Genomic DNA, 26,723 nt, shown 5'->3' with positions numbered 1-26,723 from the left:
TGTTGGGCCTTTAGGTGAAAATTTACAAGGAGGTATAAACGAGGTTTTATTAAGTTATAGACGGGCTTTTGGTGATAAATTTAATGGTTTTTCTTCAATTAAGTATAATAACAAATTAATTAACTTGTTATTATTTCCATTAGTTATTTTAAAGTTTTCAATATTTTTATTAGTAAATAAGAAAATAGAAATTATTCATTTTCACAGTGCCTCTAACGGTAGCTTTTATAGAAAATCTATACTTTTTATAATTGCAAAATTTATTTTTTCTAAAAAATGTGTTTTCCAAATACATGGTGGTCATTTTTATGCGTTTTTTAAAAAACGCAAATGGATTGGGGCTTATGTTTCATTTGTTTTTTCTAAATTAGATGGTATAATTTTTTTAGTAAAAGAACAAAGAAGTCAATTTATAGAAGAACTTTCTTTAAATAATACATATCTAATAAATAATATAATTGATTTTAGGGAATACGAAGCTCAAAAAGAGAATACAACGATAAAACTCCTTTTTTTGGGTAAAATAACTCCAGCTAAAGGAATTTTTGATTTGGTTGATTCAGTAAAAGAAAATAAAGACTATTTATTGGGTAAAATACAAATAATTGTTGGAGGATCTGGAGATGATATTAAACTTAAAGACTTGATTAAAACTAATGGTTTGGAAAATATTATTTTATTTAGAGGTTGGCTAAAAGGTTCCAGTAAAGTTAATGCTTATAAAGAGTCAGACATTATAATATTACCTTCTTATACAGAAGCTATGCCTATGTCCATTTTAGAAGGTATGAGTTATAGTATGCCTGTAATTGCTACACCAGTAGGTAGTATTCCTGAATTTGTTCAAAATAATCAAAATGGTATTTTAATTCAAATAAAAAATAAGAAAGCTATATTAGAGGCTATAGATTATTATATTAAAAACAGTGATAAAATTATTGACCATGGAAAAAAATCGTATGAGATTTCCAAAAATTATTTTCCAGATATTTTCATGCAAAAAATTTCTAATATATATATGGATTTATGATTAACGCATATATATTTTATAGTATCGCTCATAAGCTTTATTGTTGGAAGATTCCTATAATTCCAAATATTTTAAAACTGTTATGTTTTTTAATTTATAACTCTAATATCCCTTTTCAATGTAAAATAGGAAAAGGTTCTAAATTTGGATATGGTGGAATAGGTGTAGTTATACACAAGCGTACTGTTATAGGGGAAAACTGCTCTATTGGAACCAATATTACTATAGGTGGTAAACACCCACATTATGAGGTTCCTGTAATAGGTAACAACGTGTACATAGCTACTGGAGCAAAAGTTTTAGGACCCATTAAAATTGGTGACAATGTAATTATTGGAGCAAATGCTGTAGTATTAAAGGACATTCCAAGTAATGCCGTTGTGGCAGGAATACCTGCTAAAATTATTAAATATAATGACTGATTTTCCTCATAGAAAAGTTTTTATTTTCACATTTATACTTTTAATTGCCTATCTAACATTAGACTTTTATTTAAAAAGTAAACGCTACTTTCCGCAGTTAAATTTCAATTGGTCTAATATCACTATAATTAATACGTTTAAAAACATACAAATAGACTCTTTGGGTATTAATTATTTATCAGTTAAAAATAATACTCAAATAGATGTGGACAGACTAGATTTTCAAAATACATTTTCTATAAATAATAAATATTACTTTAGGTGTAAGACAATTAAAGTTAAAGATGACAATCTTATTTTTAGTGGTGGATACTGGATAAACACCTTGCCTAAAACAATAAGTAACAATGTAACTCTTGAAGAGATTGACTTACCTTTAATTCAAAATGGCGATATCAATGTTTGTATGATTGGCGATTCGCAATTAACCTATAAGACAGGTAAATTTACAAGACAAAAATTATATTCAAATTTAAAAAACATTACGTTTGTAGGTAATGAAAAAGATTTATATGCATACCCATATTGCGCAACTACATTAAACAATACGAGTAATTTATTAGAGACATTTGATAGAATACCAAATGCTGATATATATATTATTTATTTAGGTGCACATGAAAAAAATATAGAGCTTTTTAAAAAAAACATTACGAATATTATAAACAGGCTTAACAATAAAAATAAAAGACTTCTACTTGTTATTCCGCCAAAATATAAAAACCCAAATAAAAAAGGTATTTATCAAGCTGTAAAAAATATCTATATTAATTATGAATCTAATCCAAATGTTGAGGTTATTAATTTATCTGAACTGACTGAAGAATCATCACGAATTTTACTGCCAGACGGTATTCATTTGAATAAATATGGGCATCAATTGTTTATTGAAATTTTAACAAATCAACTAAAAAAATATGAAGGAAAGTAAATCTTTTAAACATATGTTTTTTTATTGGTCGTTGTCTATGGTAGTAGTCACATTACCATTTCCTAAATACAGTTTAAACTCTCAAAGTATTATTTTACTTGTAGTTTCATGGTTGTTGTTCAATAATTTTTCTGAAAAAACAAAGAATTTAAAGGCCATGTTACTTCCTTTTATTACTATGTCTTCAATATTCTGGCTTAGCTTACTCGGTTTGTTTTATACAGATAATTTTGGTAAAGCATCCGAAGTACTACTCGCTAATTTACCTTTTCTAATTATTCCGTTAGTTTTTTTTTCAGTAAAACTGGATAATGCCCTTAAACAAAAACTTTTTAAAATTTTTAGTTTTTCCGTAATTATCGCCTCTGTTTTTGGTTTAATTAAGGCCTTATTTTTTAGAATAAATAATTTAGGAAATTACTTTTACTACACCGAATTCTCAAAAATTTTAGATATACATACTACCTACTTTGCATTATTTCTAGTACTTGCAATACTTTATTTCTTTTATGATTTTACACTTTTTAAAACTTTAAAAAAGTGGCAAAATGTGGTTTGTGTTATTTTTCTTTTAGGCATGCTATACATTGTTAGCGCAAGGATTAGCATTATAGCATTAGTAACCATTTTCATAGTTTATATTCTATCAAACTTTAAAAAAATAGATGTAGTTAGTAAAGTTTCTATACTTATAGTTACACTGTTACTAACAGTTTTATTTTTTACCTCTCCGAATTTTCAGAACAGAAATATACAAGCAGATGAGTTTGGTACCGAATTGCCAAGCATAGATACTAGGCTTATACATTGGGAAGCTGTTGTAAATGCCATAAAAAAATCAAATCCATTATTTGGAAACGGAACTGGTGACGCCCATGAAAACCTCTTTGAAGAGTATAGAAATTTGGGGTTTGTCTCTGGTTACCAATATCAATATAATGCCCATAATCAATATTTAGAAATTTTGTTGAGTTTTGGATTATTAGGTTTATTTTCATTATTATTAATTTTATATCAATGTTTAAGACAAAGTTTAAAAAACCATAATATGTTTTTTCTAACACAAGTAATTGTTTTTATGGTATTTATGCTTACCGAATCAATATTAGAAAGGCAAAAAGGTATTATTAGTTTTATGTTTTTTCTATCATTAAGTTTAAGTGCTAACAACACCACTTCAAAATGATTTCAACTATTAAATCAACAATAGATTACTATGCAAAACACAACTTTCTGTTTAATAGAGAGTTATATAGAATCCAGGAATATTATGATTCTGATTCAAACTCCATTGAATTGCAAAGAAATAATGCGTTCCAGTCATTAATTCAACAGGTAAAACATAATACTTTTTATAAAAAATTTTATGACAAACATGGTGTCAATTTAAATCAAATACAAAATTTAAATGATATTGTTAGGTTACCAATATTGAATAAGGATTTAGTAAAGACCAATATCAATGATATAAAACAAGGAAGAAAAATTTTAGTTCTAAAAGGTCATACAAGCGGAACAACAGGAAGCCCATTAGTTATTTATCGAGATTTTAACGCAATTATTAAAGAGAATGCATATGTTTGGTGGTACAGAATGCAAAATGGTTTATTACCTAAAGATAAAAAAATATCAATTCGTGGAGACCTTAACCGTGAAACTATGTTTTATCACGACAAATGTTTTAATACATTATACATTTCAAGTTATGCACTAAACAAGCGTAATTTTAAAACGTTGTATTCCAAAATAACACAATTTAAACCAAAAGCTTTTATTGGGTATCCAAGTTCATTGTTTTCTTTAGCGCTTTTGTTTGAAGATAATAACATCAGTTTAGATGTTCCATTATCATTTACGAGTTCAGAAAAATTATTGCCTTATCAAGAAACTAAAATTGGATGTGTATTCGGAACTACTATCTATGATTGGTATGGAAATGCAGAACGTACAATTGCACTTTATAAAGACAACTCAAAATACTATGAGCCAATATTATATAGTATAAATAATTACAACGATAAAAATGTATTGACAACTTCTCTAATTAATACTTATTTTCCTTTAATTAATTATGAAGTAAATGATGATATTGAAACCCAAAATAAATATAGTATTCAAAAAAAATCAATAATAATTGATTCTATAGGAGGTAGACAAGAAGATATAATTATTTTAAAAGATGGATCCAGAATAGGTAGGTTAGATGTTGTTTTTAAGGGTGTTAAAAATATAAAAATGGCTCAAATTGTTCAAAAAAACAACTATTCAATAGAGGTTAATATTGTAAAAGATAATTCCTATACAGATAAAGACGAGCAGGAGTTATTAAATAATTTAAAGCAAAAATTGGGTTTGGATACCCAATTAAATATTAATTCCATTTCTAAAGATGATTTAATCTACAGTAAATCTGGAAAATTTAGTTTAGTAATATCAAAAATATAATCATAGTATGAAATTCTTTATTAAATCAGCATTAGTTTTAACGCTATTGGTTTCTTGTAAATCAGATCAATTATCAAGTAAATTGATAGATGATTCAATAACAAAATACAGTAAATTAGAAAAGCAACATCAAGTTTATTCAAATATTCTAAATAGTTTAGAAGAATTTTCTCAAACAAAAAAACTTAATTTCAATACAAAATCTAAAGACACTATTATTATAAAAGACAAAACAAATAAGCTTGTGTTTTTAAAAGAAGACTTAATTCGTGTTGAAATACCTAATATAACATACTTGATAAATTCGGTAGAAGATATTACACTAAAGTTTAAAATAAATGATAGTTTACGGAATGGATTTTTAAAAAATAAAATTTATAACGGTTTTTATGTCAATTTTGACGAAATAGGGTTTCAGGAAATAAATTTTAAGAATAACGACACAATTTTTTTGAAAGGATATTACAACGATAATACTAAAAGAAAAACATTAAAGTACAAAAACAATCAACCGAACGGTATTCAAGAAAACTTTTATCCAAATGGTATTTTATCCAAAAGAATAGATTATTCTGAAGGCATTATAGTAGGTGATGTAATTGAATGGTTTGATAATGGAAAAATTAAATCGAAAGTTACTTATGAGAACGGACAGAAACAAGGCGAGCAGATAACGTATTATAAAAATACAAATTCCATGAAGTCACGTGAAAATTTTAAGCATGGTAAACTTGACGGATTACAAGTGGCTTGGTTTGACAATGCAAATCTTAAACATAAAGTTAAATTTCAAAATGGTAAGCTGAACGGTGAGATGATTTTATTTCAAAAAAACCAAAAGCTTATGAAAATGAAAGGGAGTTATTTAGATGACTATCGTAATGGTGATTTTACAGTATGGAATGAAAACGGGACTATTATAATTTCTGCTAAATTTGAATTAGGCAAGTTAATTGAAATAAAAAAAGGAACAGAAGAAGCCATTCAGAGTCAATTGAGTGACATTGAAATGGATTTTTTTTAAAAAAATAATATTGAAAGAACAAGAAAGCTTTAACAGACTTAAATCCTATTGTGAGAATGAAGAATTCAAGGGTTGGGATCCATATGATGGATTAAACAGTTGGGTTATTCAAAAGACACCTATAGGTAGATCACGTTTTTTTAGATTGGCATGGATTCAGGCTTTTAAACTAAACCCATTTAATTTAAGACCTCTTTTTGGAATTAAAAAAGATTATAACCCTAAAGGTTTAGGTTTATTTTTAATTGGTTATTGTAATCTATATAAAAATGAAAAATTAGAGTGTCATTTAGAGGTTATAAATAAATTAGCCCAACAAATCATAGATTTACAAACTGCAGGTTATTCTGGAGCTTGTTGGGGCTATAATTTTGATTGGCAAGCACGTGCTTTTTTTCAACCTAAATATACACCAACTGTAGTGGCAACCACATTTATAGGAGAAGCTCTGTTAGAGGCCTATAAAATAACAGAAAACAAACTATATTTAGAAACTGCTATAAGTACAGCCAGATTCATATTGAAAGATTTAAATAAGTCTTATGATGAAGATGGTGACTTTACATTTTCTTATTCACCTTTAGATGAAACACAAGTATATAATGCTGGCTTATTAGGTGCTAAATTATTATCACTAATTTATAAACATACTCAAAAGAAAGAACTATTAGAAGCAGCTAATAAAGTAGTTTCATATGTTTGTAAGCGTCAAAATATCGATGGATCTTGGAGCTATGGGACTTTACCTTTTCACCAATGGATAGATAATTTTCATACAGGATACAATCTAGAGTGTATACATATTTATCGAGAAGTTTCAGGGGATAAAACTTTTGACTCACATTTTGATAAAGGCATGAATTATTACTTAAATACATTTTTTACCAAAGAAGGTATTTCTAAATATTATAATAACAGTACTTATCCTATTGATATACATGCACCAGCTCAATTAATAGTTACTTTAGTAAAGTGTGGTAATTTTCATAAAGAAAAAGCATTAGCTCACAAGGTGTTAAATTGGACTATTAGTAATATGCAATCAAAAGAGGGATATTTTTATTATCAAAAAAAGCCCTATTTAACATCAAAAACTCCTTATATTCGTTGGGCGCAATCTTGGATGTTTTATGCATTTAGTTATTACTTTTTGCAGGAAAAATAATTAGCTTAGCGTTATTAGAATTTTTAGTTAAATTAAATGGATAAAATTAACATACTAAACACGTACATTGATAATTTATCTATGCAAGAAACCTTGACTATTGTTGAAAAAACAATAAGTAGTGGAAAGCAGCTACATCATGTCGTCGTTAATGCAGGAAAAATTGTGGCTTTACAGTCTGATTTGCAACTCCGACAGAGTGTCAATGAAAGTGATTTAATTAATGCTGATGGTCAAGCCGTCGTGTGGGCTTCAAAAATATTAGGTAAACCTTTAAAAGAACGGGTAGCTGGAATAGACCTTATGGTAAACCTTATAGAGCTAGCTCATAGAAAAAATTATAAAGTGTTTTTCTTTGGAGCTCAAGAAGATGTTGTTAAAAGTGTTGTAAAACAATACAGTAGCCAATATTCTTCAAACATAATTGCAGGCTATCGGAATGGATATTTTAAAAAAGATGAAGAAAAGGAAATAGCAAAAGAAATAGCCCAAAGTGGAGCTCAAATGCTTTTTGTTGCCATAAGTTCACCAACTAAAGAGAATTTTTTATACGATAACAAAGATGTTTTACAAAAAGTAAACTTCATTATGGGCGTTGGTGGAAGTTTTGATGTTGTTTCAGGAAAAGTAAAACGCGCTCCAATATGGATGCAAAATTCAGGGTTAGAATGGGCCTATAGATTTTCTCAAGAACCTCAACGTATGTGGAAACGATACCTAGTTGGAAATAGTAAATTTATAGGTTTAGTAATACGTGAGAAATTTAAAAAAAACAATACAAACTAGTTTTGTAAATTTGAAAATAATAAAAAACACCAAATGAACATATCAGTAATAGGAACAGGCTACGTAGGTTTAGTTACCGGAACATGTCTGGCCGAAACAGGTAACAATGTCTTGTGTATTGACATTGATGAAAATAAAGTTAAAAAAATGCAAGATGGTGTTGTGCCAATTTATGAACCATTATTGGACACGCTTTTCGATAGAAATATAAAAGCCAATCGCTTAAAGTTTTCAACGTCTTTAGAAGAAGGTTTAAACCATGGTGATATTATTTTCCTAGCACTCCCAACACCAGAAGATGAAGACGGTTCGGCTGATTTATCATACGTATTAGGAGCCGCCAAAAACATTGGAAAATTATTAAAAAGCTATAAAGTAATTGTCGATAAAAGTACCGTTCCTGTTGGAACAGCCGATCGTGTTACCGAAGCTATTGCCAATGAAACGACTGTAGATTTTGATGTGGTTTCTAATCCAGAATTTTTACGGGAAGGTTTTGCTGTAGAAGACTTTTTAAAACCAGAACGCATTGTTATTGGCTCTAGTTCGGATAAAGCAACCAAGCTAATGGAAAAACTCTATAAACCCTTTGTTCGCTCTGGAAATCCAATAATTGTTATGGATGAAAAATCGGCTGAACTTACTAAATATGCAGCCAACTCATTTTTAGCCACCAAAATTACCTTTATGAACGAAATTGCTAATTTCTGTGAAAAGATTGGTGCTGATGTTGATAAAGTCCGTATTGGTATGGGTACCGATTCTAGAATAGGCAAACGTTTCTTATTTCCAGGAATAGGTTATGGTGGCTCCTGCTTCCCTAAAGATGTAAAAGCATTACATAAATCTGGAAAGGATAACAATTATAATTTTGATATTTTGAATGCCGTTATTAAAGTTAACGACACCCAGAAACGTATCCTATTACCTCGTATTGATGCTTATTTTAAAGGCGATTTAAAAGATAAAAAAATAGCTATTTGGGGCTTGGCATTTAAACCAGAAACCGATGATATTCGCGAAGCTCCAGCTTTGTATATAATTCAAGATTTACTTGAAAGAGGCGCTTCAATTACAGCCTTCGACCCAGAAGCTATGGATAATGTGGGACGGAAGTTTGGAAATCAAATAACCTTTGCTCCCGATATGTATTCAGCAATTCAAGATGCCGACGCCTTGATTATCTGTACAGAATGGAGTATCTTTAGAACACCAGATTTTAATAAACTAAAAGCGGAAATGAGTGCACCAGTTATTTTTGATGGTAGAAATTTGTATGACGTTCAAGATATTAAAAACGAAGGCTTTTATTATAGCTCAATAGGAAGAAAGACAATAGATTAATGAAAAAGGTATTAATTACAGGAGCAGCTGGATTTCTAGGATCACATTTAAGCGACCGGTTTATAAAGGAAGGGTTTCACGTTATTGGTATGGATAACTATATCACAGGCGATTCTAAAAACATCAAGCACTTGATGGATAATCCTAATTTTGAATTTATCGAGCATGATGTCACCGAATTTATTAAAATTGAAGGTGAGTTAGACTACATATTGCATTTTGCCTCGCCAGCAAGTCCTATTGATTATTTAAAAATACCCATTCAAACCTTAAAAGTAGGCTCTTTAGGAACCCACAATTTATTAGGTCTTGCTAAAGCAAAAAAGGCTAGAATATTAATTGCTTCTACATCGGAGGTTTATGGCGATCCATTAGTGCATCCACAAACCGAAGATTATTATGGAAATGTTAATACCATTGGACCACGTGGCGTTTATGATGAGGCCAAACGCTTTCAAGAATCCATAACCATGGCTTACCACCGGTTTCATGGTCTTGAAACGCGCATAGTCCGTATATTTAATACCTATGGACCACGAATGCGCTTAAATGACGGTCGTGTAATTCCAGCTTTTATGGGACAAGCATTGCGTGGTGAAGACTTAACCGTTTTTGGTAACGGCTCACAAACACGTTCGTTTTGTTATGTGGACGATCAAGTAGAAGGTATTTATAATTTGCTTTTTAGCAATTATTCATATCCAGTAAATATCGGTAACCCTCATGAAATTACTATAAAAGATTTTGCCGAAGAAATTATAAAACTAACAGGAACCAATCAGAAAATTATTTACAAGGAACTTCCTACAGATGATCCACTGCAAAGACAACCAGATATTACACTAGCCAAAAAACTCTTAAATTGGACGCCAAAAGTAGAGAGAGCAGAAGGTATGGAAAAAACCTTCAACTATTTTAAACAATTATCTGCCGAAGAATTAAACAAAAGCGAACACAAAGATTTCTCAAAGCATATTAAGAATTAATGAGCCAAATACAACATGGTAGATACTCTATTTATATTAGGCCTATTTCTTATTTAATAGATTTAGGCATCATAAATGGTTTAGCTATTTTATATTTTTTCAATTTTCAACATCCTATAATTTTTGTCAGTGTTACAACCATTGCTTGGTTATTTATATCTATTAATTCAAAATTTTATGAAGTTTACAGATACACTCGTGAAATAACCATTTTGTCATTAATTTTCAGACAAATGGTACTTTTCGGATTGTTTGTTTTGGCATATTCCGGGTTCTATCACAATTTAGACATTCGGCCAAAAAGTATATTTAAATATGTTGGATTCGCTTTTATTTTAATTACCATATTTAAATTTGCGTTTTATTATTTATTACAGAAATACCGCTCCTCTTTTGGGGGGAATTATAGAACTACTGCAATTATAGGAAAGAACAAACAAACTATAGCATTAGAGAATTTTTTCAATTCCAACCCAGAATATGGATACAAGCACAAAAAAACATTCAGTTTAAAAAATAAAGACACCTTTGATCTTGATGCGTGTTTGTACTTTTTGAAAAAGGAATCCATTGAAGAGGTTTATTGCTCAATATCCGAATTGTCTAATTCGCAAATGATGAAAGTCATAGATTTTGCAGATAATAACCTAATCATCCTTAAGTTTTTACCTGATAATAAAGATATTTATTCAAAAAAATTAAAATATGAGTATTACGATTATATTCCTATTTTATCATTACGAAATATTCCACTAGAAGAATCTGCAAACCAATTTATTAAGCGCCTTTTTGATATTCTGTTTTCAGCTTGTATTATTGTCTTCATTTTATCTTGGCTCACACCCATTATTGCTATTTTAATAAAATTAGAATCCAAAGGTCCTGTGTTTTTTAAACAATCAAGGAATGGTTTTAATTATAAGGAGTTTGACTGCTATAAATTTCGGTCTATGACACCTAATAAAGACGCAAACCTTCATCAAGCAACTCGTGGAGATCAACGTGTAACAAAAACCGGGAAGTTTATAAGAAAAACAAGCATTGACGAACTACCACAATTTTTCAATGTACTCTTTGGTGATATGTCTGTTGTGGGTCCAAGACCACATATGGTAAGTCACACCAATATGTATGCTAAACGTATTGACAAATTTATGGTACGTCATTTTGTTAAACCTGGTATTACAGGTTTAGCTCAAATAAGTGGTTTTCGTGGTGAAGTTGAAACCGATAAAGATATTATTGGTCGTGTAAAATATGATATTTTTTATATCGAAAACTGGTCGTTACTTTTAGACCTAAAGATTATTATAAAAACGTTCTTAAATGCTGTTCGAGGCGAAGAAAAAGCCTACTAGAGTCTTGTTGTTAGTTTTAATAATTGGCAATTAAAGTCAAAATATTTTTTTGCTACTTGCTGAATCGCCAGACGTTTTTTTAAACCTAATTCATCTTTACTTAAATTGTTAATGGTAGCGTTTAAGCGACTGTAATTTCCTGATTTAGAAATCCAACCCAATTGATGATTTCGAATAATATCTTCACCCTCACCACCACCAAAATAAAGCATAGGAAGCCCTAATCTGGCATATTCAAATATTTTTGAGGGCACAGAGCCATAAATCCTATTGAGTAACGGAATTATAGTTATATCGTAGTTTAAAAGCACTTCATGCAATGTGTCTCGGGAAACTTCGCCATGATAAATAATTGGCAAATCTGGATTTTTAGAAATAAACTGAACAATTTTTTCTTGTTCTGCACCTGCGCCATAAATATGGAATACCACATTAGTGTAATCCAAAGATTTACAAAGTCTATATATACCTTGCGCTATTCCTAATAATCCAGCATAAACCATAGTAATTTTTTCACCTGAATCAAACTGTTCTTCTAATTTTGGAAGTTCAAAATCAGGGTAATTTCTATATAAAAATGTTTCTTTTTCAGGAAATAATGATTTTACATGTGTTAAAATCTCATTGCTCTGGCCTAATACTAAATCCGCTTTTTTGTAATTATAACGTTCAATATTTTCAAGCAATTTATAACTAAAGTCTTTTTTAAAAGCACCTAACTCTAAACCTGCAATTGGCCACAAATCACTGACATTTAAAATAAGTTTTCTCTTTTTGCGCTGTAAACATAACATACAGGTAAAAGCCACTAGTAATGGAGGCGATTGTACAATAACCGTATTCGGGATTTTGTTCCAAATAAAAAACCAAACCAGGCTTATACTATACGAGATCATAGCGAATAAGCGCAGTAATTTGTTTTTAGAATTACTGGCATACAACCATAATCTATGAATAGTAATAGTATTCTCTATAGAAGTTTGTTTGAACGTTCCTCGATAAGCCTCAAAAATCCTACCTTTTGGATAATTGGGCAAAGGTGTCAGAACAGATACTTTAAAGTTTTGTTTTTCTAAACCTGTTGCTAAATGAAAAATCCGGTTGGAAGCAGCTCCAGTTTCAGGTGGAAAATAACTAGTTATAATGAGAATATCTTTCATTATGAAGGTTGCTTTATCTGAGAAGAAAACTGATTCAGTTTACCGCTTTTTGAACGTTCTAGTGCATCTTGGCGCTCAAACAAAACGGTTAAATTAGGTTCTAAATAGCGTGTCATTTCATCACAGATTTGTTGCATTTTTTCTTCCGATAAGCCTTTGGAGCTAACATAAATAATTTTAAATGTATCAAGGTGTGTTTGTTGAATAACGAACTCCTTTACCAAACCATCATCTTCAATAATGCGTTTCGTGATGTAATAAAAAGTTAAACCAGCCGCTTTTTTACCACTTGGTAAAACGGCCAAATCGTTCGTTCTACCAATTAGCTTTTTAAGAATGGGTTTTTTTGTGGTGCTTTTTTCTGAAAGTATGCCAATATCACCAATATCATAACGTATAAATGGATGGGCTTGGTTGTAAAGGGAAGTAATAACAATTCGGCCCTCTTCACCTAAAGGCAATACTTGATTCGTATCATCTAGAATCTCTACAAACAATGTTTCACTATTAATTTGCCAGTCGTTTTCTAGATTTTGAAACGCTATTAAATCCAATTCAGATGCACCATATTCATTAATTACAGGAATTCCGAATTGTTTTTCCAAGAGTAATTTATCTGAATCAAAAAGCATTTCAGATGTCACGACACAGGCTTTTAAGGTTGGACACAGGCTTTTTAAAACCATATTTTTACGCTCTAAAAACTTGGCAAATTGCACAATGGAACTAGTATAGCCATTTAGGTAATCAAAAGATGAGGATTTAAATTTTTGAATGTAGCCTTCAAAGGCAGCATCGCTTAAATCAAAAACTGAAAAGCGAAACCTACTACTTAAAAAGTCTTTAAAACGTTCTTTGTAATAGCCTTTCTTATCTAAGGGAATACCATAAAAACGGGCTTGTTTAGAGCAGTTAAAATCCAAGTCATACCAGCCAAATCTATTTTTTATTACAGCCCAAGTTAGTGCATGGCAAACAAAATCTTTAGCAAAAATAAATGGATCACCAGAAGAGCCAGATGTTTTATTGATATACACATTTTTTAGGTTATAAGCGTCTGAAAGTCTTGATTCTAGTGGTTTTTGTAAATCTCGTTTGGTCATTATTGGAATAGAATTCCAGTCTAATACGTTTACACCATGTGTAAACGTATTATAAAAAGTATTGTGCTGAATATGATAATCAATAATCTCACGTTTTTTCTTCTCTACATAAGTTTCAAACGCTTGCTCTGATTGCGCTTGGATGCCTTTCAAAATCTGTTCAGCTTTCTTTATAGGAAAACCATTAATTTGTAATGACAGGTCAAATAAATTCAAAAGAAATTGGCTTAAGATGTTTTTGTAAAATAATTGTTTTTTAAGCGTAAAACCAATTATTTTTGCAGCAAACAACAACAATATGAATATTTTAATATTAGGGTCAGGTGGTAGAGAACATACATTTGCTTGGAAAATAAAACAAAGTCCGTTATGTGAGGCTCTTTATGTAGCACCTGGAAATTCAGGAACAGCTGCTATAGCTGAAAACGTAGCTATTGGTGTTACCGATTTTCAAGCCATAAAAAAGCTGGTTCTAGATAAAAAGATAGATATGGTAGTTGTTGGCCCAGAGGATCCGTTGGTTCAAGGCATTCATGACTTCTTTTTAAAGGACAATGATTTAAAAAGTGTTTTAGTCATTGGTCCAGAAAAAGCAGCAGCTGAATTAGAAGGGAGTAAGGAGTTTGCTAAAGAGTTTATGATACGTCATAACATTCCTACAGCAGCCTACCAGAGTTTTAATGCAAGTAACGTAGAGGCAGGTTGTCAGTTTTTAGAAACTTTAAAACCACCTTATGTTTTAAAAGCAGATGGTTTAGCAGCTGGTAAAGGTGTGTTAATTTTAAATGATTTAAACCAAGCCAAAGCGGAACTAAAAAGCATGTTGGTAGATGCCAAATTTGGTGAAGCCAGTACTAAAGTGGTTATTGAAGAATTTTTAGATGGTATTGAATTAAGTTGTTTTGTTTTAACCGATGGGAAAAATTACAAAATTCTGCCAACGGCAAAAGATTATAAGCGTATTGGCGAAGGAGATACAGGTTTAAACACGGGAGGAATGGGAGCTGTATCGCCAGTGCCATTTGCAACTCCTGAATTTTTAAATAAAATAGAAGAACTCGTTGTAAAACCAACTATTAGTGGGCTTCAAAAAGATAATTTACCTTATAAAGGATTTGTTTTTATTGGATTAATTAAGGTTGGTAATGAACCTAAAGTTATTGAATATAATGTCCGTATGGGAGACCCTGAAACGGAAGTTGTTTTACCGCGTTTAAAGAATGATTTGGTAGAAGTTTTTCAAGCCATTTCCAACCAAACATTAGATACTATTAATATAGAAATTGACGAACGCGCAGCAACAACCGTTATGCTTGTGTCTGGTGGTTATCCAGAGTCTTATGAAAAAGGGAAAGAAATTACAGGCTTAAATAAGTTAGTAGATGTTTTGCCTTTTCATGCAGGTGCCATTGTAAAGGAAGGAAAAATAATTACTTCTGGAGGTCGTGTAATGGCCATTACTAGCTATGGAAATACCTATAGCGAGGCGCTAAAAAAATCGTATCAAAACATAGACAAACTACATTTTGATACGATGTATTATAGAAAAGATATTGGTTTCGATTTATAGATAACTATGAGAGGTAATACTTTTATTTTCCTCATTATTATCGTTATATTTTTTAAGTTGTAACATCCAATAAGTAAATGCTACAAAACCAACAACTATAAAAAGCCAATTAAGTATATTTGCGGCTGTCCAATTTTCCAGCTCTAATTCTCTTAAAGCATCAAATGGTGCAAACAAAACGTTTACAAATAAGTCCTCAATGGCGTAAAAAAAATCGGTCATAATATAAAATTTTAAGGCTCTTACAAGCGCGTGAAATAACGTAATCAATATAAACTGATACAAAATTACATTTTTTTCAAATTAAATATCAATAATTCGTAGAGAATATTAGTAATTTACCTGAACTATTTATTCATTGAAGCCATTTATTTCTAAAACCTATGATTTCAAAATTCTTTAAAAAAGCAACACCTATTCATTTTGTTATAATGAGTTTGGTGCTGTTTCTAGGTTTTTTATATGCTAAATTTAGGTTGCATCCTCAAATAAGTATGGGGTTTGTATTGAAGCAATTGGCTTTATTTGGTGTTTGTATCGTATCGCTTTTTATTTTTAATTTTTTTACGAGTAAAAATAGTTTAACTAAAAAAAACAGTTACAATCTGCTATTTTATGGGCTGTTTATGGTATTGATGTTTCAAACATTTTTGAATACCAAATTAGTAATTGCTAATTTATTCATCCTATTAGCACTAAGACGCATTGTGAGTCTGCGGACTAAAAAGCAACAAAAGAAGAAAATACTAGACGCTTCTATTTGGATTTCTTTAGCGACACTGCTCTTTTTTTGGAGCTCGCTATTTTTTATAGTCCTTTTTGTAGCGCTTTTTTTATACGGCATAAATGATGTTAAAAATTGGATTATCCCGCTTATAGGTGTGCTTTTAGTTGCTGTAATTACCTATGCCATATTGATTGTATTTAATATAAATTTTTGGGATTATGTGGACAGATTTGAAAGCGGTAAAAATTTTAATTTTAGTATGTTGAATAACCGTCAAATAATCATTGCGGCAACTATTTATTTTTCCTATTTTATTTGGTCCTTATTTTATTATTTACAGAATATTAAAAACAAATCAAAAAGTTACAGACCGTCCTATATGCTTATTTTGTTTGCAGCAATAATAGCATTAGTAATTATTATAATAGCACCCGAAAAATCTGGAGCAGAATTTATTTTCTTAATAGCACCTTTAGCTATTATTGTGAGTAATTATATTGAATTAATTTCCGAAAAATGGTTTCGTGAAGTTTTAATTTGGATTTTAATTTTGGCACTTTTGGCAAATTTAATTTTGTAATTTTTGGCCAAATGCTAAATCGCCTGCGTCTCCTAATCCAGGCATAATATAGCCTTTGTCTGTTAGTTGTTCATCAACAGTTGCAATCCATAAATGCGCATTGGAGTTAAAATGTTTAGAGACATAATCCAAACCTTCTTGAGCACCAATAACACTTACTAAATGCACCGCTTTAGGTTTTCCAAATGGCTTTAAAGCTTCAAAGGTTGCAACCATAGATTGACCCGTTGCTAACATAGGGTCAGCCAAAATAAGGGTTTTACCTTCTAAACTAGGGCAGGCCAAATATTCCACAATAATTTCAAAACTTTCAGGTTTATTTTTATGATGTCTGTAAGCAGAAATAAAGGCGTTTTCAGCTTTGTCAAAGTAATTTAATAAACCGTTATGAAGCGGAACGCCTGCACGCAAAATGGAACATAATACAATGTCATCTGAAGTTAAAAATTCTGTAGCAGTACCCAAAGGGGTTTGGATATCTACTGATTTATAATTTAAAGATTTGCTTAATTCATATCCTAAAATTTCACCGGTGCGTTCAATATTACGCCTAAAACGCATGGGATCTATTTGAATGTTTATATCGCGCATTTCAGATATAAAGGCATTTAAAATGGAATTTTCAAGCGAAATATTGTGAATATGCATTCTGTTTTGGTTTTATTTTGAACTGTAAAGTTAATAAATAGGTTTATATTTGTGTTTCAAAATTTTTACATTATGTTTTCAGAAAAAGCCAATAAAATATTTCAGGACGTTATAAAAACCTATCATGTTATTAACACGGTAGACCAACCTTTTAGCAATCCTTATGATAAAGATTCAGAAACTTTAGAACATTTGTTATATAGAAAATGTTGGATAGATACTGTCCAATGGCATTATGAAGATATTATTCGTGACCCTCAAATTGATCCCGTGGCCGCCTTGAAATTGAAACGTCAAATTGATGCATCTAATCAAGATAGAACCGATATGGTTGAATATATTGACAGCTATTTTCTTGAAAAATATAAGCACGTAACTCCTAAAGCCAATGCTACAATTAATACGGAAAGTCCAGCTTGGGGCATTGATAGATTATCTATTTTAGCACTAAAAGTGTACCACATGCATGAAGAAGCTACACGTACCGATGCTACAGATGCACATTTGGCTGCTTGCCAAACTAAATTAAATGTGTTACTGGAGCAACGGGTAGACCTGTCTACAGCTATAGATACATTACTCGCAGACATTGAAAAAGGCGATAAGTACATGAAAGTATACAAGCAAATGAAGATGTATAATGACGACGAACTAAATCCGGTGTTGCGTTCTCAAAAATAAACTTCCTGCTAAAGCAGGAGTCTCTTTCGTCTTTGATGTCCAAACCAAAACACATACTTGTTATCCGACTCTCCGCAATGGGCGATGTTGCTATGACGGTTCCTGTGCTTCGTGCGTTTACACAACAGTATCCCAGTGTTAAAATAACCGTTTTAACACGTGCTTTCTTTAAACCATTGTTTCGCGATTTAAAAAACGTAACCGTTTTTCCAGCAGATGTAAAAGGCAAACATAAAGGCCTCGTGGGTTTGTATAAATTGTCTCGAGAATTAAAAAAAGAAAACTGCGATGCCATTGCCGATTTGCACAAGGTGTTACGAACCAAAGTATTAAAACCTTTAATTGGTACCCGAAAAGTAGCAACCATTGATAAAGACCGAAAGGCCAAAAAGCAACTTACCAAAGGCAAAATCTTCGAACAATTAAAAACCACACATCAACGCTATGCAGATGTGTTTGAAACACTCGGTTTTCCTGTAGATTTAAGCAATCCCAACTACCCAATTCCAGCAGCTTTAAACCCTAATATTTCCAAATTAATGGGAGATTCAAATAAGAAACGCATTGGTATTGCTCCTTTTGCGGCTCATGATGGTAAAAAATATCCATTGGAACTCATGGAGCAGGTTATTAAAGAATTGTCTAAAAACTATCAGGTTTTATTATTTGGAGGCGGAAAAAAAGAAGTTCAGATTTTAAATTACTTCGAATCTGAAGCAGATGGTATTATTAATATGGCTGGGAAATTAGCGTTTAATGAGGAGTTGGATGTTATTTCTAATTTAAACGTCATGCTTTCTATGGATTCTGGAAATGCGCATTTAGCAGCTATGTTTGGTGTAAAAGTGGTGACTATTTGGGGAGTTACGCATCCATTTGCTGGGTTTGCACCTTTTAATCAACCGGCTGATTATGCCTTGGTAGCGGACAGAAATCAGTACCCGAAAATCCCAACATCTATTTATGGTAACAAATATCCAGAAGATTATAAAGATGCTGCTGGGACTGTTCCGGTTGAAAGGGTTGTTGAGAAGATTAGGACTGTTTTAGGTTAGTTTGTAATTGTTTTTAAATAAAAACTAAATTATTTCACAGAGTTACACAAAAACTCTCGGAGTTTCACAGAGAAATTCGATATTCAATTTATTTATAAACCTATTTATTTTCTCTCTTTTGAGAGAGCTGTCCAAAGGTAAAGAGGTCTTTTTTAAATATCATCATAATCCACCTTCAAAGTCGGCGTGGTAGGATGTGCTTGACAGGTTAAAATTAAGCCTTCAGCAACTTCACTATCCGTTAAAATATTATTCTGGCGCATGGTTGCTTCACCTTCAGTTATTCGAGCTAAACAACTACTACAAATGCCACCTTGGCAGGAATATGGTGCATCTAAATCTTCATCTAAAGCGGCTTCTAAAACGGTTTGTTTTTGGCTCATTTCAAAAGTCGTTTCTTCATCATCAACCACAACTGTAATTTGCGTTTTTCCGTCAGGAATAACATTTGATGTAGTATCTTCAGTAGGTTTTGCAGCTTTAAATAATTCAAAATGAATACGTTCTTTTGGAATATCGTGTTCGGTTAAAACATCTTTAACGGCATAAATCATAGCCTCGGGTCCACATAAATAAAAGGCATCTACCTCAATGTGTTTATGCTTGTTTTTCATCACATAATTGACTGTGCTTTTTTCAATACGACCAAAAATAGCATCGGTTTCATCGGCTTGGCTAAACACAAACTGTATGGTAAAACGGTCTTTATGGGCATGTTGTAATTCTAACAGTTCATTTAAAAACATGGTGTCTTTTGTGGTTTTATTCCCATAAACCAAAATAACTTGACTGTGTACTTCTTCTTCCAAAGCACATTTTATAATACTTAAAACAGGCGTAATACCGCTACCTGCAGCAAATAAGGCAATGTTTTTTGTTTTCTTATCGTTTGGTTCAAAAACAAAACGACCTTTTGGTGGTGCCACTTCTAATTGGTCGCCAACTTTTAAATCATTATTTGCATAGGCCGAAAACGTTCCGTCTTTAACTTCTTTCACGGCTACTTTAAGCTCACCACTTTTAGGTGAGGAACATAAGGAGTAATCACGACGGACTTCCTGACCGTTTAAATTGGTTTTCAATGTAATGTATTGACCAGCTTGAAATTCGTAAACCGACTTTAAGTCGGCTGGAACCTGAAAACTAATGGTAACCGATTTGTCTGTTTCTCTATGAAGTTCTTGAACGGAAAGTGTATGGAAGTGTGACATATATTGATTTTTTACAAAAATAGGGAAGCCTTTGTTTTTAAGCATATAATTGTAGAAATTTATTTAAATATTTACATACATAAGAAATTTATGTATATATTTGAATAGTATGGCGAATTCCAATTTATACAAAGGCAGTTTAACCACCATCATTTTAAAGCTTTTAAGCGAGCATGATAAAATGTATGGTTATGAAATTACGCAAAAAGTAAAAGCACTCACCAAAGGCGAATTGCAGATTACCGAAGGTGCCTTGTATCCATCCCTCCATAAGTTGGAGGCCGAAGGTTTGCTAGATGTTGAGGTGGCAAAAGTAGATAACAGGTTGCGTAAATATTATAAACTTACAGAAAAAGGAACCACCGAAACCGTTAATAAATTAAGTGAATTGGAACAGTATATTGCCACGCTTCAAACATTAATTAATCCGAAATTGAGTTATTAATTTATGGCATTAACTGATTCTCATATTGAAAATTTATACGCGTTTACTAGACAGCATTATGTTGAATATTACGATTTGCAAACAGAATTAGTAGACCACATGGCAAATGATATTGAAGTAATTATGGACAAAAATCCAACAATGTCGTTTGAAGACGCACTAGATAAATCCTTTAAAAAATTTGGAATTTTTGGGTTTATGGATGTGGTGGAACAACGCCAAAAAGCCATGTCTAAAATATATATGAAACTGCTCTGGAATTACGCCAAAGACTGGTTCAGACTTCCTCAAATAATTTTAACTATAACCATTTTTACAACACTTTATACTGTTTTTTCAACTGAAATTGGGAGTTATATATTTATCGCCTCCTATATAATCCTTTGTATGTTTTTATTTGTAAAAACTATCCGTATTAATCGAGACATAAAAAGAAAACGAGAGGCAAAGGAAAAACTATGGCTTTTAGAAGATATGATTTTCAGAAATGCAGGTCTAGGAACATTAGTTCTAGGGCCTCAAGTGTTTCAATTGGTTAATTTAACCGACAATTTTAGTGGTTTGATACCAATAATTTGTGCAAGCGTTTTTACGGTAATAATAATTTACACCTATATATCAGCTATTATTCTGCCAAAAAACGCTACTTTTCATCTTCAAGAAACCTATCCGGAATATTACATGTAACAAATTATGTTTTTTTACTACCTATTAATCAACTAAACAACCAATTTTATGAAAACACTCTTTTTAGCACTTGCCTTATTTTTAACAGTATCTATTTCAGCTCAAGAAACAACTGAATTTAAAAAACAAACGGTAGAGTTTATAGGGCTCACAGGAGCCACAAGTGCTTTTGATGACGCTATTTCTCAAATTGGCGCTATGGTGCCTGAAGCAAACAAGGCTGCTTTTAAAAAGGAAGCAAATGGAACACTTGATAAATTGTATGAGCAATTAGCCGATATTTATATGGAAGAATTTACACAAGATGAAATTCAAGAATTAGTGGCCTTCTATAAAACCGATTTAGGAAAAAAATTAGCATCTAAACAAAGTTTGCTTACACAAAAAGGAATGATATTAGGTCAGAGTTGGGGAATGGAAGTCGGACAGATTGCTCAAAAGTATACCAATTAAAAAATCACGTTTCAACAAACTAATAAAAATGATTAAACAATTTTTAAGCCTCGAATGGAAACAGTTTAAAAGAGCATCCTATTTTCAAAAAGGTCTTGTTATAAAAATATTCCTCATTTTGGGAGCCTTATATTTTGGCGGTATTGCTCTTTTTATGGGTGTTGGTATGTTCTTTATTGCTAAAAAAGCGATACCAGACGTAGATCCTATAATTACCGTAAATAACTTTTTAATTTATTGGTTTTTATTTGAACTTCTTATTCGCTATTTCATGCAGCAACTACCTGTAATGAACGTGAAACCCTTAATGACAATTCCTATAAAAAGAGATACAGTAATTCACTATTTATTGGGTAAAACGACACTTTCGTTTTTTAACTTCTTATCCTTGTTTTTATTCCTGCCTTTTAGCATTGTTTTATTAGTAAAAGGCTATCCAGTTATAAACGTGTTCTGCTGGTTTTTATCTATTATATTCGTAACATTATCTATAAATTTTTTAAACTTTTTAGTAAATAAAAGTAATACCGTATTCTACATTGCGGCACCTTTATTATTAGGATTAATTGCTCTGGAGTTTTATGGTATTTATGCCGCTTCTGAACCTATTGGTTTTGCATTTAATACCCTGTACAATCTGCCTTATTTAGCTATTATTCCTGTGTTACTATTGGTAGTTTTATATCAATTAAATTTTAAATACATTAAAAAGGGCTTTTATTTAGATGATGCTGTCTCTAAAAAAATTAAGGAAGTAGAAGCCACAGATTTATCCTGGTTTGATAGGTTTGGAAGTATTGCTCCATTTTTAAAGAACGATATTAAATTAATATGGCGAAATGCTAGACCAAAACAAACCATGATGATGTCTTTTATGTTTTTGTTTTATGGCCTCATTTTTTATACGCAAGATATGTATAGAGAAATGCCAGCCATATTAGCCTTTGCTTCCATGTTTGTAACTGGTGGATTTTTAATGACCTTCGGACAGTTAGTGCCATCTTGGGATAGCGAATATTACAAAATGCTGATGAGTCAGAATATTCCCTATCGTCAATATTTAGAATCCAAGTGGTATTTAATGGTAGTAGCCGTAGCTATTTCCTTTATTTTAAGTACACCATATATCTTTTTTGGATGGGATATTTTTGGAATGATTGCCGCTGGTGCCTTATTTAATATTGGTTTAAACTCCTTTATTACACTTTTTGGTGGCGCTTTAAATAGGATGCCAGTGGAGCTTAATACAAAAGCCAAAGCCTTTAGTAATACCAACGGATTTAATCCAACACAAATGCTTATTGCTTTACCAAAATTTTTACTACCCATGGGACTGTTTTACATACCCTATAAAATAGTAAATTTTGAAACTGGAATTTTAGTATTAGCCTTGAGCGGTGTAATAGGAATTGTTTTCAAAAATTTCTTTTTACGAAAAATTGAAAATGTATATCAAGATGGAAAATATAAAACCATTGCTGCTTTTAGCGAAAAAAAATAATCAATCAGTTAATTACAATTACTCATGATAGTTACATCAAATCTCTCAAAAAAATATAATGATATTCAAGTTCTAAATATAGAATCTTTGGAAATTCCAAAAGGTCAAAGCTTTGGTTTAGTTGGAAATAATGGTGCTGGAAAAACAACCTATTTCAGTTTGTTACTAGATTTAATTCAGCCAACAACAGGATATATTAAAAACAATGAGGTGTTAGTTAATGAAAGCGAAGATTGGAAACCGTTTACATCAGCTTTCATTGATGAAACGTTTTTAATAGGCTATTTAACAGCCGAAGAATATTTCTACTTTATTGGCGAATTACGCGGTCAGAACAAATCGGATGTTGATAAATTAGTTGCGCAGTTTGAAGATTTCTTCCATGGTGAAATACTCAATCAGAAAAAATATTTACGCGATTTAAGTAAAGGAAATCAGAAAAAAGCAGGTATTGTTGCCGCTTTAATTGGGAATCCAGAAGTTATTATTTTAGATGAACCATTTGCTAATTTAGATCCCACAACTCAAATTCGCTTAAAAGGAATTATCAAAGATTTAGCAGAAACTAAAGGCGTAACCGTTTTAATTTCTAGTCACGATTTATTACACGTAACAGATGTTTGCGAACGCATTGTTGTGTTAGAAAAAGGCAAGGTTGTAAAAGATTTAAGAACCAGTGCAGCCACCTTAAAAGAACTAGAAGCGCACTTTGCTGGAACAGAAACTGTTTAAAAGTCTGCTCTTTTTTTATAATAATTCAAAAAGATGCTTATTTTTACGGCAATACATAATATATATAGCTGTTTTTAGTTATGTATAATTAAACATAACCAAGTTGAAGACATCTTTTAGAATCATTATATTTCTCTTTAGTATTTCGCTAGCATTTACTAGTTGTTCACGCAAGAAAGATTCTTTTGTGAGTCGCAATATGCATGCTCTGTCCACAAAATACAACATTCTTTACAATGGTTATTTAGCTCTAGAAAGCGGTCAAAAAGGGGTGAATGATTCTTATGAAGATAATTTTTGGGAAATTCTACCTATAGAACGTATGCAGATTTCAGAAGAAATTATGCTTCCTGGTCAAAGTAAAAATCAAGATTTTGAGCGTGCTGAAGAAAAAGCCATTAAAGCGGTTCAAAAACATGGCATGAATATTGGCGGTAAAGAAAAAAATCCGCAAATAGATGAAGCTTACTTGTTATTAGGTAAAGCGCGCTATTTTGATCAACGTTTTATTCCAGCTTTAGAAGCATTTAATTACATTCTTTATAAATATCCTACTAGCGATAAAATTAACCAAGCTAGAATATGGCGTGAAAAAACCAATATTCGTTTGGATAATGATGATTTAGCAATTACCAATTTAAAACGATTAATGTACCAAGTAGATTTGGAAGGTCAGGATTTAGCTGATGCAACATCCATGCTAGCTCAAGCCTACATAAATACGAAATCTCTTGATAGTGCGGTTTGGCAATTGGATGTGGCTGCACAAAACACAAAAAGTAATGATGAACGTGGCCGTTACCGATTTATACAAGCCCAATTATATAACAGACTCCATAAAACCGATAGTGCAAACATAGCTTTTGATAAGGTTATAGCACTAAATAGAAAAACACCAAGACCTTACCGAATAGCTGCTTATGTTGGGAAAGCACGTAATTTCGATTTTACAGAAGGCGATAAACAAGCGTTATTAGAATTATTACATGAACTTAAAGATGATCGTGAAAACAGACCATTTTTAAGTAAAATATATTACCAAATAGGCCAATATCATTTAAAAAATGGTTCGGATTCTTTAGCCGTAGAATTTTATAATAAATCCTTACGTACCAATCCAACCGACAAAATTTTAGTTTCCAAAGACTATGAAAATTTAGGAGATATCTTTTTCGATTATACCGAGTATAAAATTGCAGGTGCTTATTATGACAGCACCATGCTTAACATGAAAATGAATAGTAAGCCTTACCGAATTATCAAGCGTAAACGCGATAATTTAGAAGACGTTATTTATTATGAAGATGTTGCCGAAGTAAACGATAGTATACTTGGTTTGGTTGCCATGTCTACAGACGAAAGAATAGCATATTTTGAAACCTATACCCAAGATTTAAAATTAAAAGCAGAAGCAGAACAGGCCCTTCAAGAAGAGCGTGAACGCACACAAGGCTTAATTCAAGTAAATACAAATAATAATTTCGCAAATTCCAATGCGTTAGTTAAAAAAGCGGGAGGTCCTGCAAATGGTGGTGCTTCAGAGTTTTATTTTTATAATCCTACAACCGTTTCTTATGGTAAAAATGAGTTTATAAAAATCTGGGGAGATCGCGAATTGAAAGATAATTGGCGTTGGGCAAGTATTAACAAATCTAAAACCAATGAAGCGTTCAATGATTTGGTTGAAAATGAACAAGAAAATGAATTGTACAATCCCGAGTTTTACGTGTCGCAAATACCAACCGATGAAAAGGTTATTGACAGTATTACCAGAGAACGTAATCGTGCCTATTACCAATTAGGACTTATTTATAAGGAAAAATTTAAAGAGTATGGATTATCTAAAAATAAATTTCAAACGCTATTATCTTTTAATCCAGAAACTAAATTAGAAGTTCCTAGTAAATACAATTTATATAAAATGTATCTATTAGAAGGTCAGCATGCGGAAGCTGAAATTGCTAAAAACGATATTATATCTAATTATCCAGATTCGCGATATGCTACCATTCTTAAAAATCCTGAATCGGCTTCTGCAAAAGATGATAGTAGTCCAGAAAGCGTATACGAAAAACTATATGCAGCTTTAGAAAACAGTAAATATCAACACGTAATAGACGAAACGGATAGGTATATTTCTATATTTGAAGGAGAAGCATTAGTACCTAAATTCGAACTGTTAAAAGCACGAGCAACAGGACGTTTGTATGGCTATGAGGCTTATAGTAAAGCCATGAATTTTGTAGCCTATAATTATGCTAATACGGAAGAAGGTGCTCAAGCTCAAGATATTGTAGATAATTTGTTGCCAAAAATTAGCAATAGTGAGTTTGTTGAAAACCCTGATGAAACCAATTACAAGGTTGTATACTATTTTAAAGCCACAGATGAGAAAGCGATATCCGACTTTGTAACCAAACTCAAAAAAGAAACAGACCAAGTAAACGTATTCAATTTATCGGTTTCTGTTGATGTTTACAATCCAGAAACGACATTTGTTATCATTCATGGATTAACAAGCAAAGAAGGTGCATTAGGTTATGCCGCATCATTAGAAGAAAAGAAGAAAAATAAAATCCTACAACAACATTTTGCTATTTCCTCAACCAATTATGCAACCCTACAAATCCATAAAAATATGGATGCATATTTAGCAGTAAATTAAACCCCAAAAAATAA

The 26,723-nt window shown here is 31.4% G+C and carries 26 protein-coding genes; 21 read left to right on the top strand and 5 right to left on the bottom strand.

Features of this window, described 5'->3' with window-relative positions; genetic code table 11:
- The first annotated feature begins 124 nt into the window (after positions 1 to 124).
- The 11 genes from BM239_RS03075 to BM239_RS03025 are packed head-to-tail and all read left to right on the top strand — an operon-like array spanning position 125 to position 11,491.
- The gene (locus BM239_RS03075; protein WP_177208968.1) at positions 125 to 1,030 is read left to right on the top strand and encodes a glycosyltransferase family 4 protein; all 906 of its coding nucleotides are present in this window, start codon (positions 125 to 127) and stop codon (positions 1,028 to 1,030) included.
- The gene (locus tag BM239_RS03070; protein WP_092206164.1) at positions 1,027 to 1,452 is read left to right on the top strand and encodes a serine O-acetyltransferase; all 426 of its coding nucleotides are present in this window, start codon (positions 1,027 to 1,029) and stop codon (positions 1,450 to 1,452) included. The genes BM239_RS03075 and BM239_RS03070 overlap by 4 nt, the downstream gene beginning before the upstream one ends.
- Positions 1,445 to 2,383 (top strand): SGNH/GDSL hydrolase family protein, encoded by a 939-nt coding sequence (locus tag BM239_RS03065; RefSeq protein ID WP_092206163.1) that lies wholly within the window; start codon positions 1,445 to 1,447, stop codon positions 2,381 to 2,383. The genes BM239_RS03070 and BM239_RS03065 overlap by 8 nt, the downstream gene beginning before the upstream one ends.
- A complete protein-coding gene (locus BM239_RS03060) occupies positions 2,370 to 3,569 on the top strand; it encodes an O-antigen ligase family protein (RefSeq protein WP_092206162.1) in 1,200 nt (399 codons plus the stop codon). The genes BM239_RS03065 and BM239_RS03060 overlap by 14 nt, the downstream gene beginning before the upstream one ends.
- On the top strand, positions 3,566 to 4,828 hold the full coding sequence (locus BM239_RS03055; protein ID WP_092206161.1) for a phenylacetate--CoA ligase family protein: 1,263 nt from the start codon (positions 3,566 to 3,568) through the stop codon (positions 4,826 to 4,828). The genes BM239_RS03060 and BM239_RS03055 overlap by 4 nt, the downstream gene beginning before the upstream one ends.
- A 7-nt stretch (positions 4,829 to 4,835) precedes the next feature.
- Positions 4,836 to 5,852, top strand: a complete 1,017-nt coding sequence (locus BM239_RS03050) for a toxin-antitoxin system YwqK family antitoxin (protein ID WP_092206160.1) — start codon at positions 4,836 to 4,838, stop codon at positions 5,850 to 5,852.
- Between the two features lie 10 nt (positions 5,853 to 5,862).
- The gene (locus BM239_RS03045) at positions 5,863 to 7,017 is read left to right on the top strand and encodes a glycoside hydrolase family protein (protein ID WP_245758182.1); all 1,155 of its coding nucleotides are present in this window, start codon (positions 5,863 to 5,865) and stop codon (positions 7,015 to 7,017) included.
- Between the two features lie 36 nt (positions 7,018 to 7,053).
- Positions 7,054 to 7,803, top strand: a complete 750-nt coding sequence (locus tag BM239_RS03040; RefSeq protein WP_092206159.1) for a WecB/TagA/CpsF family glycosyltransferase — start codon at positions 7,054 to 7,056, stop codon at positions 7,801 to 7,803.
- Positions 7,804 to 7,836: 33 nt separating this feature from the next.
- On the top strand, positions 7,837 to 9,147 hold the full coding sequence (locus tag BM239_RS03035) for a UDP-glucose dehydrogenase family protein (protein WP_092206158.1): 1,311 nt from the start codon (positions 7,837 to 7,839) through the stop codon (positions 9,145 to 9,147).
- Positions 9,147 to 10,133, top strand: a complete 987-nt coding sequence (locus tag BM239_RS03030; RefSeq protein ID WP_092206157.1) for a UDP-glucuronic acid decarboxylase family protein — start codon at positions 9,147 to 9,149, stop codon at positions 10,131 to 10,133. Before BM239_RS03035 ends, BM239_RS03030 begins: the two co-directional genes overlap by 1 nt.
- Complete coding sequence (locus BM239_RS03025; protein WP_092206156.1) at positions 10,133 to 11,491, top strand: undecaprenyl-phosphate glucose phosphotransferase; 1,359 nt, start codon at positions 10,133 to 10,135, stop codon at positions 11,489 to 11,491. Before BM239_RS03030 ends, BM239_RS03025 begins: the two co-directional genes overlap by 1 nt.
- Here the strand turns inward: BM239_RS03025 and BM239_RS03020 are convergent.
- Together BM239_RS03020 and BM239_RS03015 are read right to left on the bottom strand one after the other, a co-directional pair.
- Positions 11,488 to 12,651, bottom strand: coding sequence for a glycosyltransferase family 4 protein (locus tag BM239_RS03020; RefSeq protein ID WP_092206155.1), 1,164 nt, complete (start codon positions 12,649 to 12,651; stop codon positions 11,488 to 11,490). The genes BM239_RS03025 and BM239_RS03020 overlap by 4 nt on opposite strands.
- Positions 12,651 to 13,970, bottom strand: coding sequence for a phenylacetate--CoA ligase family protein (locus BM239_RS03015; protein WP_092206765.1), 1,320 nt, complete (start codon positions 13,968 to 13,970; stop codon positions 12,651 to 12,653). Before BM239_RS03015 ends, BM239_RS03020 begins: the two co-directional genes overlap by 1 nt.
- An 82-nt stretch (positions 13,971 to 14,052) precedes the next feature.
- Between BM239_RS03015 and purD the strand changes: the two genes are divergently transcribed.
- Positions 14,053 to 15,324 (top strand): phosphoribosylamine--glycine ligase, encoded by a 1,272-nt coding sequence (gene purD, locus BM239_RS03010; RefSeq protein ID WP_092206154.1) that lies wholly within the window; start codon positions 14,053 to 14,055, stop codon positions 15,322 to 15,324.
- Here purD and BM239_RS03005 read toward each other — a convergent pair.
- Complete coding sequence (locus tag BM239_RS03005; protein WP_092206153.1) at positions 15,319 to 15,546, bottom strand: DUF6341 family protein; 228 nt, start codon at positions 15,544 to 15,546, stop codon at positions 15,319 to 15,321. The two genes, purD and BM239_RS03005, sit on opposite strands and share 6 nt — an antisense overlap.
- Positions 15,547 to 15,707: 161 nt before the next feature.
- Here BM239_RS03005 and BM239_RS03000 point away from each other — a divergent pair, with 161 nt between their 5' ends.
- Positions 15,708 to 16,631, top strand: a complete 924-nt coding sequence (locus BM239_RS03000) for a DUF6427 family protein (RefSeq protein ID WP_092206152.1) — start codon at positions 15,708 to 15,710, stop codon at positions 16,629 to 16,631.
- Here the strand turns inward: BM239_RS03000 and upp are convergent.
- Positions 16,620 to 17,279 (bottom strand): uracil phosphoribosyltransferase, encoded by a 660-nt coding sequence (gene upp, locus BM239_RS02995; protein ID WP_092206151.1) that lies wholly within the window; start codon positions 17,277 to 17,279, stop codon positions 16,620 to 16,622. The two genes, BM239_RS03000 and upp, sit on opposite strands and share 12 nt — an antisense overlap.
- A gap of 72 nt (positions 17,280 to 17,351) precedes the next feature.
- Here upp and BM239_RS02990 point away from each other — a divergent pair, with 72 nt between their 5' ends.
- Positions 17,352 to 17,960: a DUF4254 domain-containing protein gene (locus BM239_RS02990; RefSeq protein WP_092206150.1), complete on the top strand. Its 609-nt coding sequence runs from the start codon at positions 17,352 to 17,354 to the stop codon at positions 17,958 to 17,960.
- Between the two features lie 35 nt (positions 17,961 to 17,995).
- The gene (locus BM239_RS02985; RefSeq protein WP_245758181.1) at positions 17,996 to 19,015 is read left to right on the top strand and encodes a glycosyltransferase family 9 protein; all 1,020 of its coding nucleotides are present in this window, start codon (positions 17,996 to 17,998) and stop codon (positions 19,013 to 19,015) included.
- 152 nt (positions 19,016 to 19,167) lie between these two features.
- On the opposite strand, the gene BM239_RS02980 is transcribed toward BM239_RS02985, so the two are convergent.
- The gene (locus BM239_RS02980) at positions 19,168 to 20,226 is read right to left on the bottom strand and encodes a ferredoxin--NADP reductase (protein ID WP_092206764.1); all 1,059 of its coding nucleotides are present in this window, start codon (positions 20,224 to 20,226) and stop codon (positions 19,168 to 19,170) included.
- Between the two features lie 109 nt (positions 20,227 to 20,335).
- Between BM239_RS02980 and BM239_RS02975 the strand changes: the two genes are divergently transcribed.
- The 6 genes from BM239_RS02975 (at position 20,336) to porW (ending at position 26,709) form a co-directional block, all read left to right on the top strand.
- Positions 20,336 to 20,671: a PadR family transcriptional regulator gene (locus BM239_RS02975; protein WP_092206148.1), complete on the top strand. Its 336-nt coding sequence runs from the start codon at positions 20,336 to 20,338 to the stop codon at positions 20,669 to 20,671.
- Positions 20,672 to 20,674: 3 nt separating this feature from the next.
- A complete protein-coding gene (locus tag BM239_RS02970; protein ID WP_092206147.1) occupies positions 20,675 to 21,358 on the top strand; it encodes a hypothetical protein in 684 nt (227 codons plus the stop codon).
- 48 nt (positions 21,359 to 21,406) lie between these two features.
- Positions 21,407 to 21,811 carry a DUF2059 domain-containing protein gene (locus tag BM239_RS02965; protein WP_092206146.1) on the top strand — a complete coding sequence of 135 codons (405 nt, stop codon included), beginning with the start codon at positions 21,407 to 21,409 and terminating at the stop codon, positions 21,809 to 21,811.
- Positions 21,812 to 21,839: 28 nt separating this feature from the next.
- Complete coding sequence (locus tag BM239_RS02960) at positions 21,840 to 23,312, top strand: DUF5687 family protein (RefSeq protein WP_092206145.1); 1,473 nt, start codon at positions 21,840 to 21,842, stop codon at positions 23,310 to 23,312.
- Positions 23,313 to 23,336: 24 nt separating this feature from the next.
- The gene (locus tag BM239_RS02955) at positions 23,337 to 24,044 is read left to right on the top strand and encodes an ABC transporter ATP-binding protein (protein ID WP_092206144.1); all 708 of its coding nucleotides are present in this window, start codon (positions 23,337 to 23,339) and stop codon (positions 24,042 to 24,044) included.
- Between the two features lie 103 nt (positions 24,045 to 24,147).
- Positions 24,148 to 26,709 (top strand): type IX secretion system periplasmic lipoprotein PorW/SprE, encoded by a 2,562-nt coding sequence (gene porW / locus BM239_RS02950; RefSeq protein ID WP_177208967.1) that lies wholly within the window; start codon positions 24,148 to 24,150, stop codon positions 26,707 to 26,709.
- The last annotated feature ends 14 nt before the right edge of the window (positions 26,710 to 26,723 follow it).

The sequence above is a fragment of the Algorimicrobium echini genome (assembly GCF_900115185.1).
GTDB classification, from domain to species: Bacteria; Bacteroidota; Bacteroidia; order Flavobacteriales; family Flavobacteriaceae; genus Algorimicrobium; species Algorimicrobium echini.
Note: the sequence above shows the minus strand (reverse complement) of the source record. Positions and strands in the feature narration are given on the sequence as shown.